A 23,494-nucleotide genomic window follows, 5' to 3' on the forward strand; every position below is an offset into this window, starting at 1 on the left:
CTATTTTTAGATAAAATAAAATGGATGATTTAGCGGTCATCCATTCTTTTTTAATTCTCTTTCAAATGTATCAGAAAGGGCAGTGAAGCTCAACTTTTCTAAGGTGAGTGGATGGGTAAGGGATAGTCGAAAAGCATGGAGCATAAGCCGGCTTGTTTTTGATCGAGTGTTATAGAGAGGGTCGCCTAGGATAGGGTGCTTATGGTGAGAAAGGTGAACACGGATTTGATGGGTTCGACCGGTCTTTAGTTTGCAACGAACAAGAGAAGTCTTATTTGGAAATTGCTTTAATCGACTTACCTGTGTTTCAGCATGTTGCCCCTTTTTAGAATCCACCACCCGTTTTCTGCGGTCGTGTCGATCACGACCAATGTTATCTCGGAAGATAAGTTCTTTACTCCCTATTTGTCCTTCTATGAGTGCCCAGTACTCGCGAGCGATTTCTTTTTTCTCCAACAAGCGATTGAGAATGGGTAGGATAAAAGGATTTTTAGCAAAAAGCACTAAACCACTAGTTTCCATGTCCAGACGATGAACGACATAACAGGTTTGGCCGACGTAGGCAGAGACATGGTTGAGCAGGGCAATTTCATCTGGTTGATTACCGTGTGTTTTCATGCCTTCGGGTTTGTTGACAACAATGAGATGTTGATCATGATAAACTTCTTTAACGAGGTCTGGGTTGCCCCAAAGGATTTCCTTTGAGGGGTAATCCTCCTCGTCAAAAGTCAATTGGCAAATATCCCCTGGCTTCACCATCTCGTTCCAGTGAACTTGTTTTTGATTGATTAAGATATTCTTCTTGGTTCTTAGAAAATGGCGAATCTTTCTAGGAATGAGGAGTTGTTCCTCTAGAAATTGTTTGACCGTCATTTGAGGTAAGGGTTCGGGTAATGTAAATGTGAATTGCATACAGATATTGTAACAAAAAAGGCTCTATTTGGATAGGGAATAGCTAAATTCTTGAGTTCCTATGGTGAAGATGATAAAATAAACGCATGAAATTAGATAAATTATTTGAGAAGTTCCTTTCTCTTTTTAAAAAAGAAACGAGTGAATCGGCAGAGTCGGATTCAACTAGCATGCGTCGTTCACGGAGCGATAGAAAAAAATTGTCCCAAGTAGGTCCGATTCGAAAATTCTGGCGTCGCTATCATCTGACAAAGATTGTCATCATTTTAGGACTGAGTGTTGGTTTGCTAGTAGGAACCTACCTATTTGCAATAGCCAAGTCTACCAATGTCAATGACTTGCAAAGTGCCTTGAAAACGCGAACTCTGATTTTTGACCGCGAAGAAAAAGAGGCAGGCGCCCTATCCGGTCAAAAGGGCACCTATGTTGAGCTGACAGCTATTAGTAAAGACTTGCAGAATGCTGTCGTCGCGACAGAGGACCGTTCCTTCTATAAAAATGATGGGATTAATTACGGTCGTTTCTTCCTAGCCATTCTTACGGCAGGTCGTTCTGGAGGCGGTTCTACCATCACCCAACAGTTGGCGAAAAATGCCTATCTATCTCAAGATCAAACTGTTGAACGGAAGGCCAAGGAGTTTTTCCTGGCTTTAGAATTGACAAAGAAATACAGCAAGGAGCAAATCCTTACTATGTACCTCAATAACGCCTACTTTGGAAATGGCGTCTGGGGTGTAGAGGATGCGAGTAAGAAATATTTCGGCGTATCGGCTGCGGAATTATCACTTAATCAGGCGGCTACTCTAGCTGGGATGCTCAAGGGGCCAGAGTTGTATAATCCTTTGAATTCCATTGAAGATTCGACTAACCGCAGGGATACGGTGCTACAAAATATGGTTGCTGCAGGCTATATTGATAAAAATCAAGAAACTGAAGCAGCTGGAGTAGATATGGCTTCTCAATTGCAAGATAAGTATGAAGGTAAGATTTCTGATTATCGTTACCCATCCTATTTTGATGCGGTTGTTAACGAAGCAGTATCCAAGTACAATCTCACAGAAGAAGAGATTGTCAACAATGGCTATCGAATCTATACAGAACTTGACCAAAACTATCAAGCCAACATGCAGGTTATTTACGAAAACACTGCGCTATTTCCAACGGCAGAAGACGGAACGCATGCTGAATCAGGTAGTGTTGCTCTAGAGCCTAAAACAGGTGGAGTACGTGGAGTTGTCGGTCGCGTAGCTGGTGATGACAAAACAGGCTTCCGTAATTTTAACTATGCTACTCAGTCTAAACGTAGTCCAGGCTCGACGATTAAGCCTTTGGTCGTTTATACTCCAGCTGTGGAAGCTGGCTGGGCTCTGAACAAGCAACTGGACAACCACACCATGCAGTATGACAGTTATCAAGTAGACAACTATGCGGGTATTAAGACTTCTCCTGAAGTACCTATGTATCAAGCCTTGGCAGAATCACTCAACCTGCCAGCTGTTGCGACGGTAAACGATTTGGGGATCAATAAGGCTTTTGAAGCTGGGACGAGATTTGGTCTGAATATGGAAAAAGTTGACCGCGTTCTTGGAGTTGCTCTTGGTGGAGGTGTGGAGACGAATCCTCTCCAGATGGCGCAAGCCTATGCAGCCTTTGCTAATGGAGGTCTGATGCCTGAAGCGCATTTCATCACTCGAATCGAAAATGCTAGTGGTCAGGTCATAAAGAGCCATAAAAATTCTCAAAAACGAGTGATTGATAAATCTGTAGCTGATAAAATGACCAGCATGATGTTGGGAACTTTTACAAATGGTACCGGAATTAGTTCATCACCAGCGGATTATGTTATGGCAGGTAAAACAGGTACTACTGAGGCTGCTTTTAATCCAGAATATACTAGTGACCAGTGGGTGATTGGTTATACTCCGGATGTGGTAATTAGCCACTGGCTCGGCTTCCCAACAACAGATGAGAATCATTATCTAGCAGGTTCTACCTCAAATGGAGCTGCCCATGTCTTTAGAAGTATGGCCAACACTATTTTGCCTTACACTCCAGGTAGTACCTTTACGGTTGAGAATGCCTATAAGCAGAATGGCATTGCGCCAGAAAACACGAAAAAGCAGGTCGTTGAAAATGAGACGAGTCAGTCCGAGGATCCGCTAGGAGATATTCGTAGTCGTGCTCAAAATCTTGTAGACGAAGCGGGACGTGCGATTTCGGATGCAAAGATAAAAGAAAAAGCCCAGACAATCTGGGACTCTTTCGTCAATCTCTTTCGTTAAGAGGCTTGTCAAAGCCTAGGTTTCTTGTTATAATAGATAAGATGGAGGCGTTATGGCACTAAAAAAAGCAAGCCTAGCTTGTGCAGTTTGCGGTTCAAGAAATTATTCAATCAAAATTAGTGGGAACCCCAAGCCAACACGACTAGAAGTAAATAAATTTTGTAAACATTGTGGAAAATATACGACACATAGAGAGACGAGATAGGAGAGAACGATGGGTTTTATTAAGGATATTTTTAAACTTCTTAAAGAAACAACTTGGCCAACTCGCAAAGAAAGCTGGAGAGATTTTCGCTCTATTATGGAATACACAGCCTTCTTTGTGGTCATCATTTACATTTTTGACCAGTTGATTGTTTCAGGTTTGATTCGATTTATTAACATTTTTTAGAAGAAAAGCGGAGAGCTTCTGCTAGCTTTCTTCTATATATGTATGAAAGGAAATATCATGGATAGTTTTGACAAGGGATGGTTTGTTCTACAAACTTATTCTGGCTATGAAAATAAAGTAAAAGAAAATCTATTGCAACGTGCACAAACGTATAACATGTTGGATAATATTCTACGCGTTGAGATTCCAACACAAACCGTGCAAGTTGAGAAAAATGGAAAGAAAAAGGAAGTCGAAGAGAATCGCTTTCCAGGTTATGTCCTTGTAGAAATGGTCATGACCGATGAAGCATGGTTCGTTGTTCGAAACACACCTAACGTAACAGGATTTGTTGGCTCGCACGGTAACAGATCAAAACCAACTCCGCTATTGGAACAAGAAATCCGTGATATTCTGGTTTCAATGGGACAAACTGTTCAAGAGTTTGACATTGACGTTGAAGTTGGCCAGACTGTCCGAATCATTGATGGCGCTTTTGCAGACTACACAGGTAAAATTACTGAAATTGATAACAACAAAGTGAAGATGATGATCTCTATGTTTGGTAATGATACGATTGCAGAAGTGAATCTCAATCAAATTGCAGAATTATAACCCCCGAGAGGCTATGCCTCTCTTTTTATGTGCGGTTTAGAGCGGAAAGTGTATGGAAGAGGAGAAGTAGATCAAAGGTTAGGTGCTTTCTGCTAGACTAAAGGTAGAAAGGAGAGGTCTATGAATCTAAAAGAATTATACGAAGAAAGCAAGGGGATTGTCCATAAGTGTCGCAAAGAATACCATTTACATCTGTGGGAGAAAGAGGACTGGGACCAGGAGGGGATGCTGTGCCTGTATGAACTGGTCAGTCACCATCCAGAGTTGCTAGTGGGTGAACGACACCGACTATATGTCTGCTTTAAAACTAAATTCCGCAATCGTATCTTGGACTACATCCGCAAACAGGAAAGTCACAAGCGCCGTTTCGACAAAGAGCCTTATGAGGAGGTGAGCGAAATCAGCCATCGCCTAGGAGAAAAAGGCCTGAGACTGGATGATTATTATCTCTTTCACGAACTGCTAAGGAATTACAAGGCAAGTCAGAGTAAAGAAAAACAAGAACAACTTGACCGTCTGATGGGAGGAGAATGTTTCAAAGGACGTAAGGCACTTCTAGGAGAATTAAGAGTGGTATTCAGTGATTTTAGGTAAAAATAGTCAAAAGAATCCCTTGACAAAGAGGAAAAAGTAGGTATAATAGAAAGAGTTGAAAAGCTCAAGGTCCGTTGGTCAAGGGGTTAAGACACCGCCTTTTCACGGCGGTAACACGGGTTCGAATCCCGTACGGACTATGGTATGTTGCGGATGGAACACTTGATGAAAAAAGTTCAAAAAAGTTTCAAAAAAGTGTTGACAGAGAGAGTTAGCTGTGATATACTAATATAGTTGTCGTTTGAGAGAGATTGAGTGACAAAGACCTTTGAAAACTGAACAAGACGAACCAATGTGCAGGGCACTATAACTAAGGTTATAGTACTGAACAATGAAAAAACAATAAATCTGTCAGTGACAGAAATGAGTGAGAACTCAAACTTTTAATGAGAGTTTGATCCTGGCTCAGGACGAACGCTGGCGGCGTGCCTAATACATGCAAGTAGAACGCTGAAGGAGGAGCTTGCTTCTCTGGATGAGTTGCGAACGGGTGAGTAACGCGTAGGTAACCTGCCTGGTAGCGGGGGATAACTATTGGAAACGATAGCTAATACCGCATAATAGTAGATGTCGCATGACATTTGCTTAAAAGGTGCAATTGCATCACTACCAGATGGACCTGCGTTGTATTAGCTAGTTGGTGAGGTAACGGCTCACCAAGGCAACGATACATAGCCGACCTGAGAGGGTGATCGGCCACACTGGGACTGAGACACGGCCCAGACTCCTACGGGAGGCAGCAGTAGGGAATCTTCGGCAATGGACGGAAGTCTGACCGAGCAACGCCGCGTGAGTGAAGAAGGTTTTCGGATCGTAAAGCTCTGTTGTAAGAGAAGAACGAGTGTGAGAGTGGAAAGTTCACACTGTGACGGTATCTTACCAGAAAGGGACGGCTAACTACGTGCCAGCAGCCGCGGTAATACGTAGGTCCCGAGCGTTGTCCGGATTTATTGGGCGTAAAGCGAGCGCAGGCGGTTAGATAAGTCTGAAGTTAAAGGCTGTGGCTTAACCATAGTACGCTTTGGAAACTGTTTAACTTGAGTGCAAGAGGGGAGAGTGGAATTCCATGTGTAGCGGTGAAATGCGTAGATATATGGAGGAACACCGGTGGCGAAAGCGGCTCTCTGGCTTGTAACTGACGCTGAGGCTCGAAAGCGTGGGGAGCAAACAGGATTAGATACCCTGGTAGTCCACGCCGTAAACGATGAGTGCTAGGTGTTAGACCCTTTCCGGGGTTTAGTGCCGCAGCTAACGCATTAAGCACTCCGCCTGGGGAGTACGACCGCAAGGTTGAAACTCAAAGGAATTGACGGGGGCCCGCACAAGCGGTGGAGCATGTGGTTTAATTCGAAGCAACGCGAAGAACCTTACCAGGTCTTGACATCCCTCTGACCGCTCTAGAGATAGAGTTTTCCTTCGGGACAGAGGTGACAGGTGGTGCATGGTTGTCGTCAGCTCGTGTCGTGAGATGTTGGGTTAAGTCCCGCAACGAGCGCAACCCCTATTGTTAGTTGCCATCATTTAGTTGGGCACTCTAGCGAGACTGCCGGTAATAAACCGGAGGAAGGTGGGGATGACGTCAAATCATCATGCCCCTTATGACCTGGGCTACACACGTGCTACAATGGCTGGTACAACGAGTCGCAAGCCGGTGACGGCAAGCTAATCTCTTAAAGCCAGTCTCAGTTCGGATTGTAGGCTGCAACTCGCCTACATGAAGTCGGAATCGCTAGTAATCGCGGATCAGCACGCCGCGGTGAATACGTTCCCGGGCCTTGTACACACCGCCCGTCACACCACGAGAGTTTGTAACACCCGAAGTCGGTGAGGTAACCTTTTAGGAGCCAGCCGCCTAAGGTGGGATAGATGATTGGGGTGAAGTCGTAACAAGGTAGCCGTATCGGAAGGTGCGGCTGGATCACCTCCTTTCTAAGGATAAGGAACTGCGCATTGGTCTTGTTTAGTCTTGAGAGGTCTTGTGGGGCCTTAGCTCAGCTGGGAGAGCGCCTGCTTTGCACGCAGGAGGTCAGCGGTTCGATCCCGCTAGGCTCCATTGGTGAGAGATCACCAAGTAATGCACATTGAAAATTGAATATCTATATCAAATAGTAACAAGAAAATAAACCGAAACGCTGTAGTATTAAAAGAGTTTATGACTGAAAGGTCAAAAATAAGGTTAAGTTAATAAGGGCGCACGGTGGATGCCTTGGCACTAGGAGCCGAAGAAGGACGTGACAAACGACGATATGCCTTGGGTAGCTGTAAGTAAGCGATGATCCAGGGATTTCCGAATGGGGGAACCCAACAGGTACTACCTGTTACCCATATCTGTTAAGGATATGAGGAGGAAGACGCAGTGAACTGAAACATCTAAGTAGCTGCAGGAAGAGAAAGCAAAAGCGATTGCCTTAGTAGCGGCGAGCGAAACGGCAGGAGGGCAAACCGAAGAGTTTACTCTTCGGGGTTGTAGGACTGCAAAGTGGACTCAAAGATTATAGAAGAATGATTTGGGAAGATCAGCCAAAGAGAGTAATAGCCTCGTATTTAAAATAGTCTTTGTACCTAGCAGTATCCTGAGTACGGCGGGACACGAGAAATCCCGTCGGAATCTGGGAGGACCATCTCCCAACCCTAAATACTCCCTAGTGACCGATAGTGAACCAGTACCGTGAGGGAAAGGTGAAAAGCACCCCGGGAGGGGAGTGAAATAGAACCTGAAACCGTGTGCCTACAACAAGTTCGAGCCCGTTAATGGGTGAGAGCGTGCCTTTTGTAGAATGAACCGGCGAGTTACGATATGATGCGAGGTTAAGTTGAAGAGACGGAGCCGCAGGGAAACCGAGTCTGAATAGGGCGCCTTAGTATCATATCGTAGACCCGAAACCATGTGACCTACCCATGAGCAGGTTGAAGGTGCGGTAAGACGCACTGGAGGACCGAACCAGGGCACGTTGAAAAGTGCTTGGATGACTTGTGGGTAGCGGAGAAATTCCAAACGAACTTGGAGATAGCTGGTTCTCTCCGAAATAGCTTTAGGGCTAGCGTCGACATAAAGATTCTTGGAGGTAGAGCACTGTTTGGGTGAGGGGTCCATCCCGGATTACCAATCTCAGATAAACTCCGAATGCCAATGAATTATGGTCGGCAGTCAGACTGCGAGTGCTAAGATCCGTAGTCGAAAGGGAAACAGCCCAGACCACCAGCTAAGGTCCCAAAATAATTGTTAAGTGGAAAAGGATGTGGGGTTGCACAGACAACTAGGATGTTAGCTTAGAAGCAGCTATTCATTCAAAGAGTGCGTAATAGCTCACTAGTCGAGTGACCCTGCGCCGAAAATGTACCGGGGCTAAAACAATTTACCGAAGCTGTGGATACCTTTATAGGTATGGTAGGAGAGCGTTCTATGTGTGATGAAGGTATACCGTGAGGAGTGCTGGAACGCATAGAAGTGAGAATGCCGGTATGAGTAGCGAAAGACAGGTGAGAATCCTGTCCACCGTAAGACTAAGGTTTCCAGGGGAAGGCTCGTCCGCCCTGGGTTAGTCGGGACCTAAGGAGAGACCGAAAGGTGTATCCGATGGACAACAGGTTGATATTCCTGTACTAGAGTATGTAGTGATGGAGGGACGCAGTAGGCTAACTAAAGCAGACGAATGGAAGTGTCTGTCTAAGCAGTGAGGTGTGAATTGAGTCAAATGCTTAGTTCTATAACATTGAGCTGTGATGGGGAGCGAAGTTTAGTAGCGAAGTTAGTGACGTCACACTGCCAAGAAAAGCTTCTAGCGTTAAACATACTCTACCCGTACCGCAAACCGACACAGGTAGTCGAGGCGAGTAGCCTCAGGTGAGCGAGAGAACTCTCGTTAAGGAACTCGGCAAAATGACCCCGTAACTTCGGGAGAAGGGGTGCTGACTTTAAGTCAGCCGCAGTGAATAGGCCCAAGCAACTGTTTATCAAAAACACAGCTCTCTGCTAAATCGTAAGATGATGTATAGGGGGTGACGCCTGCCCGGTGCTGGAAGGTTAAGAGGAGTGCTTAGGAGTAATCCGAAGGTATGAATTGAAGCCCCAGTAAACGGCGGCCGTAACTATAACGGTCCTAAGGTAGCGAAATTCCTTGTCGGGTAAGTTCCGACCCGCACGAAAGGCGTAATGATTTGGGCACTGTCTCAACGAGAGACTCGGTGAAATTTTAGTACCTGTGAAGATGCAGGTTACCCGCGACAGGACGGAAAGACCCCATGGAGCTTTACTGCAGTTTGATATTGAGTGTCTGTACCACATGTACAGGATAGGTAGGAGTCTATGAGATCGGGACGCCAGTTTCGAAGGAGACGTTGTTGGGATACTACCCTTGTGTTATGGCCACTCTAACCCAGATAGGTTATCCCTATCGGAGACAGTGTCTGACGGGCAGTTTGACTGGGGCGGTCGCCTCCTAAAAGGTAACGGAGGCGCCCAAAGGTTCCCTCAGAATGGTTGGAAATCATTCGCAGAGTGTAAAGGTATAAGGGAGCTTGACTGCGAGAGCTACAACTCGAGCAGGGACGAAAGTCGGGCTTAGTGATCCGGTGGTTCCGTATGGAAGGGCCATCGCTCAACGGATAAAAGCTACCCTGGGGATAACAGGCTTATCTCCCCCAAGAGTTCACATCGACGGGGAGGTTTGGCACCTCGATGTCGGCTCGTCGCATCCTGGGGCTGTAGTCGGTCCCAAGGGTTGGGCTGTTCGCCCATTAAAGCGGCACGCGAGCTGGGTTCAGAACGTCGTGAGACAGTTCGGTCCCTATCCGTCGCGGGCGTAGGAAATTTGAGAGGATCTGCTCCTAGTACGAGAGGACCAGAGTGGACTTACCGCTGGTGTACCAGTTGTCTTGCCAAAGGCATCGCTGGGTAGCTATGTAGGGACGGGATAAACGCTGAAAGCATCTAAGTGTGAAACCCACCTCAAGATGAGATTTCCCATGATTTTATATCAGTAAGAGCCCTGAGAGATGATCAGGTAGATAGGTTAGAAGTGGAAGTGTGGTGACACATGTAGCGGACTAATACTAATAGCTCGAGGACTTATCCAAAGTAACTGAGAAAACTTAGCGTATGGTTTTTCTAATTATTTGATAGATATTCAATTTTGAGTAGGTATTACTCAGAGTTAAGTGACGATAGCCTAGGAGATACACCTGTACCCATGCCGAACACAGCAGTTAAGCCCTAGAACGCCGGAAGTAGTTGGGGGTTGCCCCCTGTGAGATATGGAAGTCGCTTAGCTCTAGGGAGTTTAGCTCAGCTGGGAGAGCATCTGCCTTACAAGCAGAGGGTCAGCGGTTCGATCCCGTTAACTCCCATAGGTCCCGTAGTGTAGCGGTTATCACGTCGCCCTGTCACGGCGAAGATCGCGGGTTCGATTCCCGTCGGGACCGTAAGATAACGGAAGTTATTTTAGACTCGTTAGCTCAGTTGGTAGAGCAATTGACTTTTAATCAATGGGTCACTGGTTCGAGCCCAGTACGGGTCATATTTGCGGGTTTGGCGGAATTGGCAGACGCACCAGATTTAGGATCTGGCGCTTAACGGCGTGGGGGTTCAAGTCCCTTAACCCGCATAGTAGAAATTTGCCGGCTTAGCTCAGTTGGTAGAGCATCTGATTTGTAATCAGAGGGTCGCGTGTTCAAGTCATGTAGCCGGCATTAAAACTAGAAGAGGTCGATGCGAACGTAGTTCAGTGGTAGAACACCACCTTGCCAAGGTGGGGGTCGCGGGTTCGAATCCCGTCGTTCGCTTAGAGAGGCCGGGGTGGCGGAACTGGCAGACGCACAGGACTTAAAATCCTGCGATTGGAAACGATCGTACCGGTTCGATCCCGGTCCTCGGCATATAATAATGAGCACCCTTAGCTCAACTGGATAGAGTACCTGACTACGAATCAGGCGGTTAGAGGTTCGAATCCTCTAGGGTGCATTTTTTCTATTTAACTCGGGAAGTAGCTCAGCTTGGTAGAGTACTTGGTTTGGGACCAAGGTGTCGCAGGTTCGAATCCTGTCTTCCCGATTGATTTATTGACCAAGATACTTAAGTGAGTATCTTTTTTTGGTTATTTGTCAACTGTAGTGGATTACCAAAAAGTCATACTCTGGAGAGGACCAAATCAGTCCTCTCCTTTTTGATATTCAAAGCGACGAGAATTCTAGTTTTAAAATTGTCAAAGTTCCGAAAGCCAAAGATATTGCGTTTGATGAGTTTTATGAGATGATTAGTTGCTTCTAGTTTGGCTTTGGAATAGAGTGATTCAAGGGCAGTAATGATTTTTTCTTTGTCCTTGAGAAAGGTTTGAAAGACAGCCTGAAAGTGATTTCGAATAATCGCTTGTGTTCTGCATTCAAGGACAGTGATAATATTGAGATTCTTAAAGCCTTGTACGGATAAAACTCATTTTAAAGGCGTACTCGTCTCAGGACATAGTCTTATGAAGTCGACTAAAGTCATTGAGCTTCCGAATGACGGTTGAAGTTGAAATGGAAAGCTATCGGTCATAGAAGTTTTTTCAACTAGTTTTTGAGCAATGATAGCACTTGAAACGACGCTTTTTCAGAAGAATTCTGGTAGGCATACCAGTTGTTCCAAGGTAAGGATTTTTAGAAGATTTCTGGAAGTCATATTTCTTCATTTGACTTCCGCACTCAGGGCAAGACGGGACGTCATAGTCCAGTTTAGCGATGATTTCCTTGTGAGTATCCATATTGATGATATCTAGAATCTGGATATTAGGGTCTTTAATATCGAGTAGTTTTATGATAAAATGTAATGGTTCCATATGAATCTTTCTAATGATGGTTTGGTCGCTTTTCATTATAGAACTTATGGGACTTTTTTTCTACAACAAAATAGGCTCCATCATATCTATAGGGGATTTACCCACTACAAATATTATAGAGTCTGCAAACAACACCCCATGACTAGAAGATTCTTCTAATCATGGGGTGTTTTCTCTATAGGAGGGCTAGGTTATACTCTTCGAAAATCTCTTTGAACCACATCAGCTTCGCCTTGTCGTAGGTATATGACGCTGACTCCGTCAGTTCTATCCACAACCTCAAAGCTGTGCTTTGAGCAGCCTGCGGCTAGCTTTCTAGTTTACTCTTTGATTTTCATTGAGTGTTATTTCTTTTTCTTGTTTTTTATCAACCATCCAAGTCCGAGAAGGGCAAGGATACTGAATCCAGCAAGGACAAGGAGGGATTTGCTCTCAGTTCCTGTGTTTGGAAGGAGGTTCTGAGAGTGAGCCTCTGCAACAGTTTCTTGAGTTTCAGGATTGGCGGCTAGGTTTTGAGCTTGACCTTGTTCTGGTTCAACGTCCAGGCTAGAAAGATTAAATTCTGGTTTTTCTTCCACAGCTGGAGCGACAATGGCACCACCTTGAGACAAGCGGAGAACAACGGCAGTGAGAGCGTTCAATTTCAAGCCTTTTTCAGTCCATTCGAGACCTTGAGGGTTAGCAATTCCTACTGGTCCTGCTTGGTTTTCATCTGCGAGGACTTCAGCCTTTCTCAAGTGAGCAAAGGCAGTTCCCAAGTTGAATTCGCGAGCCTTATCATCTGCATTGACAAAGACTGCGTAGACATCGCCGTTTGGAGCTGTGATTTGGTAGCCGATGACCACGTCTTCTTTTTCAACACCATTTTGGCCTGGGAGAGTGATGAGTCGGACGCGCTCTTTGATATCTTGTAGACTCTTGAGTCGGAAGGCGTCTGTAGATTGACGAAGAGCGATCAATCCTTTCATGTAGTCACGGCTCTTGACATTTTCAGGATATTCTTTGCTATCTGTAGCCTTGGTCCAATCAAACTTGTTGACAGCATCACTAGAGTCGTAAGAGTCATGGATAAAGTAAGGATAGACAAACGGCTTGCCGTCCTTATCACGCAATAAGTGAGATTTGTGTGGGGTCTTATCCTCTGGAACAGGAGTCTTGTAGGCTGGGTCTAGGAATTGTTTAGTGCGTCCATATTCCTGACCGGAATGGATAAACGGAGTTCCTTGAGCAGTCAAGACCATGAGATTTCCAAGTCGCAAACGGCGATGGATTTCAGCGTAGTTCTCAGCCTTGCTTGGGTCTTTTTTGATAGACTGGGCAATGATATCAAAGAGGGTCAAGTTATCATGGGCTGCGATATACTGGATAACATCTCCAGGGTTGTCTGCTTCAAAGTTGGTTGGTTGGGCAATGAGATTTTTAAAGATGGTATTGATATCGCGTTTGCCACCCGTGATAAAGGCAGGTTGGCCTTCGTTTGGATAGCCAGACTTGAGGTTGTTGCGGATGTCGTCTGAAAAGACAGCGACAGTATCTGTTTTCTTCATCCAAGACTGGTCAGCAGGTTGTACAGGCGCATTTTCATCACCAGTATAGGTTCTCCAGCCTTCACCTAGCATGATAAGATTTGGATTGAGGGCGTGTGCAGCCTTGTAAGCTTCTTCGATTGAAGCCGCATCGTGGTCACCCATCATATCGAAGCGGAAACCATCTACTTTGTAGGTTTCAACCAGATACTTGATAGAGTCTACCAAGACACGTTTAGACATGTAGTGGGTAGTTCCCAAACGGCCGCCTCCAAAGCTAGTACGTGGAGTTCCGTCTGCGTCCATAAAGTGATAGTAGTTTGGCTCAATATCCTCAAAAATGTCAACATTGGCAGTATGGTTGTAGACCACATCCAAGATAGCCCCCATGCCACGTTTGTGGATTTCGTTGATGAGGTTTTTGAATTCGACAATACGTTTTTCTGGATCCTTAGGATCGCTTGAGTACATACCAGTCAAGGAGAAGTAGTTTTGAGGATCATATCCCCAGTTGTAGTTGCTGTTGCTTGAAGCGTAGGCAGATAAACGTTCATGGTTTTTCAATTCATTGACAAAGTAGTAAGACAAGACTGGAAGGAGTTGGATATGAGTCACACCCAAGTCTTTGAGATAGTCTAGTTTTTCGATAAAGGCTTCAAAGGTACCAAATGGCTTGGTCAAATCTTTTGCGATGGCAGGATCCGAAGTGAAGTCACGCACATGAGCTTCATAGATGACGGCATCTTCACGCGATTTGAAGTTACGAATCTTCCCATAGGTCAAGTCTTGCGGACCTAGTTTGGATGGATCGACGAAGGCAGCTTTAGCGATCTTATGAGCGGCATCTGTTTTTGCTAGGTCACTATTCCAAGCCGCTAATGATTTGGCATAAGGGTCAAGAACGAGGACGGTTTTACCTTGACGCTCGATTTGGTAGTGGTAGTAATAGCCAGTGTAGTTGCTGATACCGAGACCAGAGTTTGCATCCAGAGTTTGTTTCCAGGTTCCTTTTTCTCCTTTTTCAAGGGCGACAGTTCCAACTACTTTTTCAGGGTCTTTCTTGTCATAGACAACAACGGAAACCTTATCAGCACTTGGAGACCAGAGGGTGAGGTCAACACGCTTGCCATCTTCTTTTAGAGTTGCGCCGAGTGGACCATCGTAACTGTAGGACTCATCCTTGAGGCGCCAGCTTGAACGTGTGGTAAAGCGGTCTGAATTGTAGCTGACAGTGTACGGGTGTTGAGTGTCAGAGAAGTCGCCGATGTAGGTCACTTTTTTACCTGCCTCATCCACTTCCACGTCTGTGATAGCTACTTTATTCCCTTGGTAATCAGCGATGCTGGAGTGTTTGAGGATATCATCTTTCTTAGCTCCAACGAGGGTAGAAAAACTGCTTTCGATACGAGATTTAGCCACGTGTTGGGCACCAGTCATGCGGATATCGTGAACGTAGTAGGGGTTGGTGTAGATGGTTTCGTCATCATCCTTGAGGAAAATCTGACTGTGATTTTTTAGATCAGTGAATTTATAATCTTCTTTTCTGATTTTCACATCATCGCCTTTCTTGCTTTCGTCTAGTAATAAAAATCCAAATTCTCTTGCAGCTTCATTGAGTGGAATGTCAATGTAACGACCATATTTTCCAGTTGCGGTAAAGTCAGTACCGTCAGGCCATTCTCCACTGCTTGGTTTTTTAACATCGCCCCAATACCAAAGAGATTTTTTGTCATAGTTGCCATCGGTGCGATAGTAGTTGACACGAATAGTTCCTGCTGGTTGAGGGCGATAGTTGTATACCTTGTAGTTTTCATCTAGCCAGGCCTCATTCATTTTTGGAGAGAGGCGCTCTACCGAACGGTCCCCTGTCAGGTTATCTCCCTTGGCATTGTTGATAAGGAAGCTGACTTTCTTGGCTTGCTCATTTTTGAGTTTGACATCTAGATAATAGCCGTAGTCATCTTTCTTGGCATCCTTGAAGGACTTGGCTCCATTGGGCCAGTTTTCAGACGGCTTTTCAACATCGTCCCAAGTCCAAAGACCTTGAGAATCTTTGTTTTCTTCAGGGAGTTTTTTTACATGGATTCGGAAGTAGTTGTCTGCGATGGGTTCTTCAGAAGATGTGTCAGCTTGTGTTTTTTGATCTGAAGTTGGCGCCGAAGTGCTGGCATCTACTTTCTCTTCCTTGCTGTTAGGCTGGCTTGTGGTAGTGTCGTCTTGTTTAGGTGTTTCAGCTGCTAGAGGAGCTTCAGTTGCGGGTGCTTCTTTTTTAGCGTCCAGGGAAGCGTTTGCATTCTTTTGTTCAGAAATAGGCGTTTCCGTTTGAGTTTGACTAGTTTCAGTCTCAGTAGGGGCCTTGGTCACAGCGCTGGTATTTTCCTGAGTTTGGGGAAGGTTTTCATTAGCCGAAATAGTTGGCATTGCAGCAGAAAGCAAGACAATGCTGGCACCGATAAGGACAGAGCCTGTTCCATTTTTCAAGGAACGAATACCATAAATCATTTTTTTCTCAGTTTGAGATGGGTTCTTTTTCATCACAATTCTCCTTGTGTAGTTGATCCCTATCAGTATAGCACGAGGTAAACATTAGTGCAAGCGTTTTCCTAGTTTTTGAGAGAAAATATAATGCTTCATTCTCTTGAAATTTTAAAATAATATATAGGAAAAGATTGTTTAAAAAATAGTAAAGAAACCTTGAAAAATCTGGCTAAATAAGGTATAATATAAGTAATCATTTGTCGTAGGTTTTGTCTGAAATATTGTCCAGACAAGACTCACAGCAGTTAAATCTTCTGAAAAAGTCAGATTTAGCTGCTCTTTTTGTGCTTTTTTTCAGGTTTTCGAGTGCTTGTAACAAAGATTTAAAGATTCTGAAAATTCATCAGAAGGACATGGTGATAAGGTTTTTTAAAACCATATGACGATTAGAAAAGCCTGATTGACAAGGCTTGAAACTTTATTTACAAAGGAGAATCATCTTGGCAGGACATGACGTTCAATACGGGAAACATCGTACCCGTCGTAGTTTTTCAAGAATCAAAGAAGTTCTTGACTTACCAAATTTGATTGAAATTCAAACGGATTCATTCAAAGCTTTCCTAGACCATGGTCTTAAGGAAGTGTTTGAAGATGTATTGCCAATTTCAAACTTCACAGACACAATGGAGTTAGAATTTGTTGGCTATGAAATCAAGGAACCGAAATACACACTCGAAGAAGCACGTATCCACGATGCTAGCTATTCAGCGCCCATTTTTGTAACCTTCCGCTTGATCAATAAAGAAACAGGCGAAATCAAGACTCAAGAAGTCTTCTTTGGTGATTTCCCAATCATGACAGAAATGGGCACTTTCATCATCAATGGTGGTGAACGTATTATCGTATCTCAGTTGGTCCGCTCACCAGGTGTTTACTTTAACGATAAAGTTGATAAAAACGGTAAAGTGGGTTACGGTTCAACTGTTATCCCTAACCGTGGAGCTTGGTTGGAACTTGAAAGCGACTCAAAAGACATCGCTTATACTCGTATCGACCGTACTCGTAAGATTCCTTTTACGACCTTGGTTCGTGCGCTTGGTTTCTCAGGTGATGATGAAATCTTTGATATCTTTGGTGATAGTGAGTTGGTTCGCAATACTGTTGAAAAAGATATCCACAAGAATCCAATGGACTCTCGTACAGACGAAGCCTTGAAAGAAATCTACGAACGCCTTCGTCCAGGTGAGCCTAAGACTGCTGAAAGCTCACGTAGCTTGCTTGTAGCGCGTTTCTTTGATCCACGCCGCTACGATTTGGCAGCCGTTGGTCGTTACAAGATCAATAAAAAACTCAACATCAAGACACGCTTGCTTAACCAAACCATTGCGGAGCCATTGGTAGATCCAGAGACTGGTGAAATCTTGGTAGAAGCTGGCACCGTTATGACTCGTAGCGTGATCGAAAGTATCGAGAGTCACTTGGATGGCGACTTGAACAAGATCGTTTATATTCCAAACGATGCAGCTGTTCTTACAGAACCAGTTGTGCTTCAAAAATTCAAGGTTGTTGCCCCAACGGACCCAGACCGTGTTGTAACCATCATCGGAAATGCCAATCCTGACGACAAGGTTCGTGTTGTAACTCCTGCGGATATCCTTGCAGAGATGAGCTACTTCCTCAACTTGGCGGAAGGTATTGGACGTGTGGATGATATCGACCACCTTGGGAACCGTCGTATCCGTGCAGTTGGTGAATTGCTTGCTAACCAAGTACGTCTTGGACTTTCTCGTATGGAACGTAATGTCCGTGAACGTATGTCTGTTCAGGACAATGAAGTTTTAACACCACAACAAATCATCAACATCCGTCCTGTAACAGCTGCGGTTAAAGAATTCTTTGGTTCATCACAGTTGTCACAGTTCATGGACCAACACAATCCACTTTCTGAGTTGTCTCACAAACGCCGTTTGTCAGCCTTGGGACCTGGTGGTTTGACACGTGACCGTGCTGGATATGAAGTACGTGACGTGCATTACACTCACTATGGTCGTATGTGTCCAATCGAGACACCTGAAGGACCTAACATCGGTTTGATCAATAACTTGTCATCTTACGGACACTTGAACAAGTATGGATTTGTTCAAACACCATACCGTAAGGTTGACCGTGAAACAGGTGTTGTTACCAATGAAATCGTTTGGTTGACAGCCGATGAAGAAGATGAATTTACTGTAGCGCAGGCTAACTCTCGCCTCAACGAAGATGGTACTTTTGCTGAGAAAGTTGTCATGGGACGTCACCAAGGGGTCAACCAAGAGTATCCAGCAGAAGTGGTTGACTACATGGATGTGTCACCAAAACAGGTAGTTGCCGTTGCGACTGCATGTATTCCTTTCTTGGAAAACGATGACTCCAACCGTGCCCTCATGGGTGCCAACATGCAACGTCAGGCTGTGCCTTTGATTGATCCAAAAGCACCTTACGTTGGTACTGGTATGGAATACCAAGCAGCTCATGACTCTGGTGCAGCGGTCATTGCTCAGTATGATGGTAAAGTTACATACGCAGATGCTGACAAGGTAGAAGTTCGTCGTGAAGATGGTTCATTGGACGTTTACCACATCCAAAAATTCCGTCGTTCAAACTCAGGTACTGCCTACAACCAACGCACTCTCGTAAAAGTTGGCGATGTCGTTGAAAAAGGCGACTTTATCGCTGACGGACCTTCTATGGAAAAAGGGGAAATGGCGCTTGGACAAAACCCAATCGTTGCCTACATGACATGGGAAGGTTACAACTTCGAGGATGCCGTTATCATGAGCGAACGCTTGGTCAAAGACGATGTCTACACATCTGTCCACCTTGAGGAATACGAATCAGAAACGCGCGATACAAAGCTTGGGCCTGAAGAAATTACTCGTGAAATTCCAAACGTTGGTGAAGATGCCCTTAAAGACCTTGACGAAATGGGGATTATCCGTATCGGTGCTGAGGTTAAAGAAGGCGATATCCTTGTAGGTAAAGTCACCCCTAAAGGTGAGAAAGACCTCTCAGCTGAAGAACGTCTCTTGCACGCTATCTTCGGAGACAAGTCTCGTGAAGTGCGTGATACTTCTCTTCGTGTACCACACGGTGCCGATGGTGTCGTTCGTGATGTTAAGATCTTTACACGTGCAAATGGAGATGAGTTGCAATCAGGTGTCAACATGCTGGTTCGCGTCTACATCGCTCAAAAACGTAAGATCAAGGTCGGAGATAAGATGGCCGGACGTCACGGAAACAAAGGGGTTGTCTCTCGTATCGTTCCTGTAGAAGACATGCCTTACCTTCCAGATGGAACTCCAGTCGATATCATGTTGAACCCACTTGGGGTGCCATCACGTATGAATATCGGTCAGGTTATGGAGCTTCACCTTGGTATGGCAGCTCGTACTCTTGGTATCCACATCGCAACACCAGTCTTTGACGGAGCAAGTTCTGAAGACCTTTGGTCAACCGTTAAAGAAGCAGGGATGGATAGCGATGCCAAGACAATCCTTTACGATGGACGTACAGGTGAGCCGTTTGACAACCGTGTATCAGTTGGTGTCATGTACATGATCAAACTCCACCACATGGTTGATGATAAATTGCACGCGCGTTCAGTCGGACCATACTCAACCGTTACCCAACAACCACTCGGAGGTAAAGCTCAGTTTGGTGGACAACGTTTCGGTGAGATGGAGGTTTGGGCTCTTGAAGCCTACGGTGCGTCAAATGTTCTTCAAGAAATCTTGACTTACAAGTCTGACGATATCAATGGACGTTTGAAAGCTTATGAAGCTATTACAAAAGGAAAACCAATTCCAAAACCAGGTGTCCCAGAATCCTTCCGAGTTCTTGTGAAAGAATTGCAATCTCTTGGTCTTGACATGCGTGTCCTTGACGAAGATGATCAAGAAGTGGAACTTCGTGACTTGGATGAAGGAATGGACGAAGATGTCATCCACGTAGATGACCTTGAAAAAGCCCGCGAAAAAGCAGCCCAAGATGCAAAAGCAGCATTTGAAGCTGAAGAAACTGCAAAAGCGGAAGCAACAGAAGAAGCTGCTGACCAAGAATAAGCAGTTCACTTAGAATAGAAAGGGAAGAAATAGTGGTTGATGTAAATCGTTTTAAAAGTATGCAAATCACCCTAGCTTCTCCAAGCAAAGTCCGTTCATGGTCTTATGGAGAAGTCAAAAAACCTGAAACAATCAATTACCGTACGTTAAAACCAGAACGTGAAGGACTCTTTGACGAAGTCATCTTTGGTCCTACAAAAGACTGGGAATGTGCTTGTGGTAAGTACAAACGCATTCGTTACAGAGGGATTGTTTGTGATCGCTGTGGGGTTGAAGTAACGCGTACGAAAGTTCGTCGTGAGCGTATGGGGCACATCGAGTTGAAAGCTCCTGTATCTCACATCTGGTATTTCAAGGGGATTCCAAGCCGTATGGGCTTGACCCTTGATATGAGTCCTCGTGCCCTCGAGGAAGTTATCTACTTTGCGGCTTACGTGGTAATTGATCCTAAGGATACACCGCTTGAGCACAAGTCTATCATGACAGAGCGCGAATACCGTGAGCGCTTGCGTGAGTATGGTTATGGTTCATTCGTTGCCAAAATGGGTGCCGAAGCCATCCAAGACCTTTTGAAACAAGTAGATCTTGAAAAAGAAATTGCTGAACTCAAAGAAGAGTTGAAAACAGCTACTGGACAAAAACGTGTCAAAGCCATTCGTCGTTTGGATGTTTTGGATGCCTTTTACAAGTCTGGGAACAAACCTGAATGGATGATTCTCAACATCCTTCCGGTTATTCCACCAGACCTTCGTCCAATGTTGCAGTTGGATGGTGGCCGTTTTGCCTCATCTGACTTGAACGACCTTTACCGCCGTGTTATCAACCGTAACAACCGTTTGGCTCGTTTGCTTGAGTTGAATGCACCAGGTATCATCGTTCAAAATGAGAAGCGTATGCTTCAAGAAGCGGTTGACGCATTGATTGACAACGGTCGTCGTGGTCGTCCAATCACAGGACCAGGTAGCCGTCCACTGAAATCATTGAGCCACATGCTTAAAGGGAAACAAGGACGCTTCCGTCAAAACTTGCTCGGTAAACGTGTTGACTTCTCAGGACGTTCCGTTATCGCCGTTGGTCCAACTCTTAAGATGTACCAATGTGGTGTGCCACGTGAAATGGCGATCGAGCTCTTTAAACCATTCGTGATGCGCGAAATCGTTGCCCGTGACATCGTGCAAAACGTCAAAGCAGCTAAACGCTTGGTAGAACGCGGAGATGAGCGTATCTGGGATATCCTTGAAGAAGTAATCAAAGAACACCCAGTGCTTTTGAACCGCGCACCGACCCTTCACCGTTTGGGTATCCAAGCCTTTGAGCCAGTCTTGATTGATGGTAAGGCCCTTCGCTTGCACCCACTTGTCTGTGAAGCCTACAATGCCGACTTTGACGGGGACCAAATGGCCATCCACGTACCGCTTTCAGAAGAAGCCCAAGCAGAAGCTCGTATCTTGATGCTCGCTGCTGAGCATATCTTGAACCCGAAAGATGGTAAACCAGTTGTTACTCCATCTCAGGACATGGTTTTGGGTAACTACTACTTGACTATGGAAGAAGCTGGTCGTGAAGGTGAAGGAATGGTCTTCAAAGACCGTGACGAAGCTGTTATGGCTTACCGTAATGGTTATGTTCACCTCCACTCACGTGTTGGTATTGCAACAGACAGCCTCAACAAACCTTGGACAGAAGAGCAAAAACACAAGGTCTTGTTGACAACTGTTGGTAAAATCCTCTTCAACGATATCATGCCAGAAGGTCTACCTTACCTGCAAGAACCTACAAATGCCAACTTAACAGAAGGTGTTCCAGCTAAATACTTCTTGCCACTAGGTGGAGATATCAAGGAAGCAATCAGCAACCTTGAACTCAATCCTCCATTCAAGAAGAAAAACCTTGGAAATATCATCGCTGAAATCTTCAAACGTTTCCGTACGACAGAAACTTCTGCCCTACTTGACCGCATGAAGAACCTCGGTTACCACCACTCAACTCTTGCAGGTTTGACAGTGGGTATTGCCGATATCCCAGTCGTTGATGACAAGGCTGAAATCATTGAAGAATCACACAAACGTGTAGAACAAATCACCAAACAATTCCGTCGTGGTATGATCACAGACGACGAGCGCTACAACGCTGTAACAGCTGAATGGCGTGCTGCCCGTGAAAAATTGGAGAAACGTTTGGTTGCCAACCAAGATCCTAAGAACCCAATTGTTATGATGATGGACTCTGGAGCCCGTGGTAACATCTCAAACTTCTCACAGCTTGCCGGTATGCGTGGTCTGATGGCGGCTCCGAACGGACGTATCATGGAATTGCCAATCCTTTCAAACTTCCGCGAAGGTTTGTCAGTACTCGAAATGTTCTTCTCAACTCACGGTGCCCGTAAAGGTATGACCGATACGGCCCTTAAGACAGCCGACTCAGGTTACTTGACTCGTCGTTTGGTTGATGTTGCCCAAGACGTTATCATCCGTGAGGACGACTGTGGAACAGACCGTGGTCTCTTGATCCGTTCTATCGCAGAAGGAAAAGAGATGATCGAGTCTCTCGAAGAGCGTCTCAATGGTCGTTACACTAAGAAAACTGTTAAACATCCAGAAACTGGTGCAGTGATCATCGGTCCAAATGAGTTGATTACAGAAGACAAGGCGCGTGAAATTGTCAACGCTGGCGTGGAAGAAGTCACTATCCGTTCTGTATTTACATGTAACACTCGTCACGGTGTCTGCCGTCACTGTTACGGTATCAACTTGGCGACTGGTGATGCGGTTGAAGTTGGTGAAGCAGTTGGTACAATCGCTGCCCAATCTATCGGGGAACCTGGTACACAGCTTACAATGCGTACCTTCCACACGGGTGGGGTTGCCTCAAATACCGATATCACTCAGGGTCTTCCTCGTGTCCAAGAAATCTTTGAAGCTCGCAATCCGAAAGGGGAAGCGGTTATCACTGAAGTCAAGGGTGAGGTTACAGCCATCGAAGAAGATGCTTCAACTCGTACCAAGAAAGTCTTTGTTAAGGGTGAAACTGGCGAAGGCGAATACGTGGTGCCATTTACAGCACGTATGCGTGTCGAAGTTGGAGACCAAGTTTCTCGTGGTGCAGCATTGACAGAGGGTTCTATCCAACCAAAACGTCTCCTTGCTGTTCGTGATGTCTTGTCAGTTGAAACTTACCTTCTCGGTGAAGTACAAAAAGTTTACCGCAGCCAAGGGGTAGAAATCGGTGACAAGCACATCGAGGTAATGGTTCGTCAAATGATCCGTAAAGTTCGTGTCATGGATCCAGGTGACACAGATCTTCTCATGGGTACTCTCATGGATATCAACGACTTTACAGATGCCAACAAAGATGTTCTTATCGCAGGTGGAGTTCCAGCGACTGGTCGTCCAGTCCTTATGGGAATTACCAAAGCCTCACTTGAAACCAACAGTTTCTTGTCAGCGGCTTCCTTCCAGGAAACAACTCGTGTCCTTACAGATGCAGCTATCCGTGGTAAGAAAGACCATCTCCTTGGACTTAAAGAAAATGTTATCATCGGTAAGATCATCCCAGCAGGTACTGGTATGGCTCGCTACCGTAACCTTGAACCACAGGCTATCAATGAAGCATCATATCTGGCTCCAGAACAAGAAGAGACAGAAAACGCTCCAGTAGAGGACGCTGTGGAAATCCAAGTTGAAGAAACAGTAGAATAAAAGCAAATAAGAGGGCCTTCGGGCTCTCTTTTGTTTTACTCTTCTGTCTCTATTGGGGTTAGGTGAGCACGACGCAATATCTCCCAAATCGCTTCAACTATTTT

The 23,494-nt window shown here is 45.2% G+C and carries 9 protein-coding genes, 11 tRNA genes, 3 rRNA genes and 1 pseudogene; 21 read left to right on the forward strand and 3 right to left on the reverse strand.

All coding sequences use genetic code 11. The features are described from left to right. Nucleotides 1–36 precede the first annotated feature (36 nt). Complete coding sequence (locus tag FQT28_RS01275) at nt 37–912, reverse strand: RluA family pseudouridine synthase (protein WP_143989167.1); 876 nt, start codon at nt 910–912, stop codon at nt 37–39. An 86-nt stretch (nt 913–998) separates the two neighbouring features. On the opposite strand from FQT28_RS01275, the gene pbp2a reads away from it, so the two are divergent. The 19 genes from pbp2a to FQT28_RS01370 all read left to right on the forward strand — a co-directional run bounded on the left by pbp2a (nt 999) and on the right by FQT28_RS01370 (nt 10,822). After that, a complete protein-coding gene (gene pbp2a / locus FQT28_RS01280) occupies nt 999–3,194 on the forward strand; it encodes a penicillin-binding protein PBP2A (protein ID WP_143989168.1) in 2,196 nt (731 codons plus the stop codon). A gap of 52 nt (nt 3,195–3,246) precedes the next feature. Next, nucleotides 3,247–3,399, forward strand: a complete 153-nt coding sequence (gene rpmG / locus FQT28_RS01285; protein WP_001809375.1) for a 50S ribosomal protein L33 — start codon at nt 3,247–3,249, stop codon at nt 3,397–3,399. A 9-nt stretch (nt 3,400–3,408) separates the two neighbouring features. Continuing rightward, nucleotides 3,409–3,585: a preprotein translocase subunit SecE gene (gene secE / locus FQT28_RS01290; RefSeq protein WP_000505776.1), complete on the forward strand. Its 177-nt coding sequence runs from the start codon at nt 3,409–3,411 to the stop codon at nt 3,583–3,585. Between the two features lie 57 nt (nt 3,586–3,642). Beyond that, nucleotides 3,643–4,179, forward strand: a complete 537-nt coding sequence (gene nusG / locus FQT28_RS01295) for a transcription termination/antitermination protein NusG (RefSeq protein WP_143989169.1) — start codon at nt 3,643–3,645, stop codon at nt 4,177–4,179. Nucleotides 4,180–4,299: 120 nt separating this feature from the next. Beyond that, entirely contained in the window at nt 4,300–4,773 is a 474-nt protein-coding gene (locus FQT28_RS01300) for a sigma-70 family RNA polymerase sigma factor (RefSeq protein ID WP_143989170.1), read from the forward strand. Between the two features lie 68 nt (nt 4,774–4,841). After that, nucleotides 4,842–4,913 (forward strand) — tRNA-Glu (locus FQT28_RS01305). Nucleotides 4,914–5,155: 242 nt separating this feature from the next. Next, nucleotides 5,156–6,702 (forward strand): 16S ribosomal RNA (locus FQT28_RS01310). Between the two features lie 51 nt (nt 6,703–6,753). Continuing rightward, a tRNA-Ala gene (locus FQT28_RS01315) sits at nt 6,754–6,826 on the forward strand. Between the two features lie 121 nt (nt 6,827–6,947). Beyond that, nucleotides 6,948–9,849 (forward strand): 23S ribosomal RNA (locus FQT28_RS01320). 77 nt (nt 9,850–9,926) lie between these two features. Further along, nucleotides 9,927–10,042: ribosomal RNA gene (gene rrf / locus FQT28_RS01325) — 5S ribosomal RNA — on the forward strand. Together the 16S, 23S and 5S rRNA genes with 11 tRNA genes alongside form the textbook arrangement of a ribosomal RNA operon. Before the next feature lie 4 nt (nt 10,043–10,046). Then, a tRNA-Val gene (locus FQT28_RS01330) sits at nt 10,047–10,119 on the forward strand. Between the two features lie 2 nt (nt 10,120–10,121). After that, a tRNA-Asp gene (locus tag FQT28_RS01335) sits at nt 10,122–10,194 on the forward strand. A gap of 22 nt (nt 10,195–10,216) precedes the next feature. Continuing rightward, nucleotides 10,217–10,289: transfer RNA gene (locus FQT28_RS01340), tRNA-Lys, on the forward strand. Nucleotides 10,290–10,294: 5 nt separating this feature from the next. Continuing rightward, a tRNA-Leu gene (locus FQT28_RS01345) sits at nt 10,295–10,376 on the forward strand. Between the two features lie 12 nt (nt 10,377–10,388). After that, nucleotides 10,389–10,461 (forward strand) — tRNA-Thr (locus FQT28_RS01350). A 21-nt stretch (nt 10,462–10,482) separates the two neighbouring features. Next, nucleotides 10,483–10,554, forward strand: a tRNA-Gly gene (locus FQT28_RS01355). A 7-nt stretch (nt 10,555–10,561) separates the two neighbouring features. Then, a tRNA-Leu gene (locus tag FQT28_RS01360) sits at nt 10,562–10,647 on the forward strand. 11 nt (nt 10,648–10,658) lie between these two features. Next, nucleotides 10,659–10,732: transfer RNA gene (locus FQT28_RS01365), tRNA-Arg, on the forward strand. 16 nt (nt 10,733–10,748) lie between these two features. Continuing rightward, nucleotides 10,749–10,822, forward strand: a tRNA-Pro gene (locus FQT28_RS01370). A gap of 75 nt (nt 10,823–10,897) precedes the next feature. On the opposite strand, the pseudogene FQT28_RS01375 reads toward FQT28_RS01370, so the two are convergent. Together FQT28_RS01375 and FQT28_RS01380 are read right to left on the reverse strand one after the other, a co-directional pair. After that, nucleotides 10,898–11,585, reverse strand: a pseudogene (locus tag FQT28_RS01375) (transposase). 344 nt (nt 11,586–11,929) lie between these two features. Then, entirely contained in the window at nt 11,930–15,646 is a 3,717-nt protein-coding gene (locus FQT28_RS01380) for a pullulanase (protein WP_143989171.1), read from the reverse strand. A gap of 443 nt (nt 15,647–16,089) precedes the next feature. On the opposite strand from FQT28_RS01380, the gene rpoB reads away from it, so the two are divergent. Continuing rightward, complete coding sequence (gene rpoB, locus FQT28_RS01385) at nt 16,090–19,692, forward strand: DNA-directed RNA polymerase subunit beta (RefSeq protein WP_143989172.1); 3,603 nt, start codon at nt 16,090–16,092, stop codon at nt 19,690–19,692. Between the two features lie 32 nt (nt 19,693–19,724). Beyond that, nucleotides 19,725–23,390 (forward strand): DNA-directed RNA polymerase subunit beta', encoded by a 3,666-nt coding sequence (gene rpoC, locus FQT28_RS01390; protein ID WP_185952341.1) that lies wholly within the window; start codon nt 19,725–19,727, stop codon nt 23,388–23,390. Nucleotides 23,391–23,494: the final 104 nt, after the last annotated feature.

This window comes from Streptococcus oralis (assembly GCF_901543815.1).
GTDB lineage: Bacteria > Bacillota > Bacilli > Lactobacillales > Streptococcaceae > Streptococcus > Streptococcus oralis_CM.

What these genes read in the sequence shown, in the direction of transcription:
- FQT28_RS01275 (WP_143989167.1), bottom strand. Translation starts at nt 912, where the DNA reads ATGCAATTCACATTTACATTACCCGAACCCTTACCTCAAATGACGGTC.
- pbp2a (WP_143989168.1), top strand. Translation starts at nt 999, where the DNA reads ATGAAATTAGATAAATTATTTGAGAAGTTCCTTTCTCTTTTTAAAAAA.
- rpmG (WP_001809375.1), top strand. Translation starts at nt 3,247, where the DNA reads ATGGCACTAAAAAAAGCAAGCCTAGCTTGTGCAGTTTGCGGTTCAAGA.
- secE (WP_000505776.1), top strand. Translation starts at nt 3,409, where the DNA reads ATGGGTTTTATTAAGGATATTTTTAAACTTCTTAAAGAAACAACTTGG.
- nusG (WP_143989169.1), top strand. Translation starts at nt 3,643, where the DNA reads ATGGATAGTTTTGACAAGGGATGGTTTGTTCTACAAACTTATTCTGGC.
- FQT28_RS01300 (WP_143989170.1), top strand. Translation starts at nt 4,300, where the DNA reads ATGAATCTAAAAGAATTATACGAAGAAAGCAAGGGGATTGTCCATAAG.
- FQT28_RS01380 (WP_143989171.1), bottom strand. Translation starts at nt 15,646, where the DNA reads ATGAAAAAGAACCCATCTCAAACTGAGAAAAAAATGATTTATGGTATT.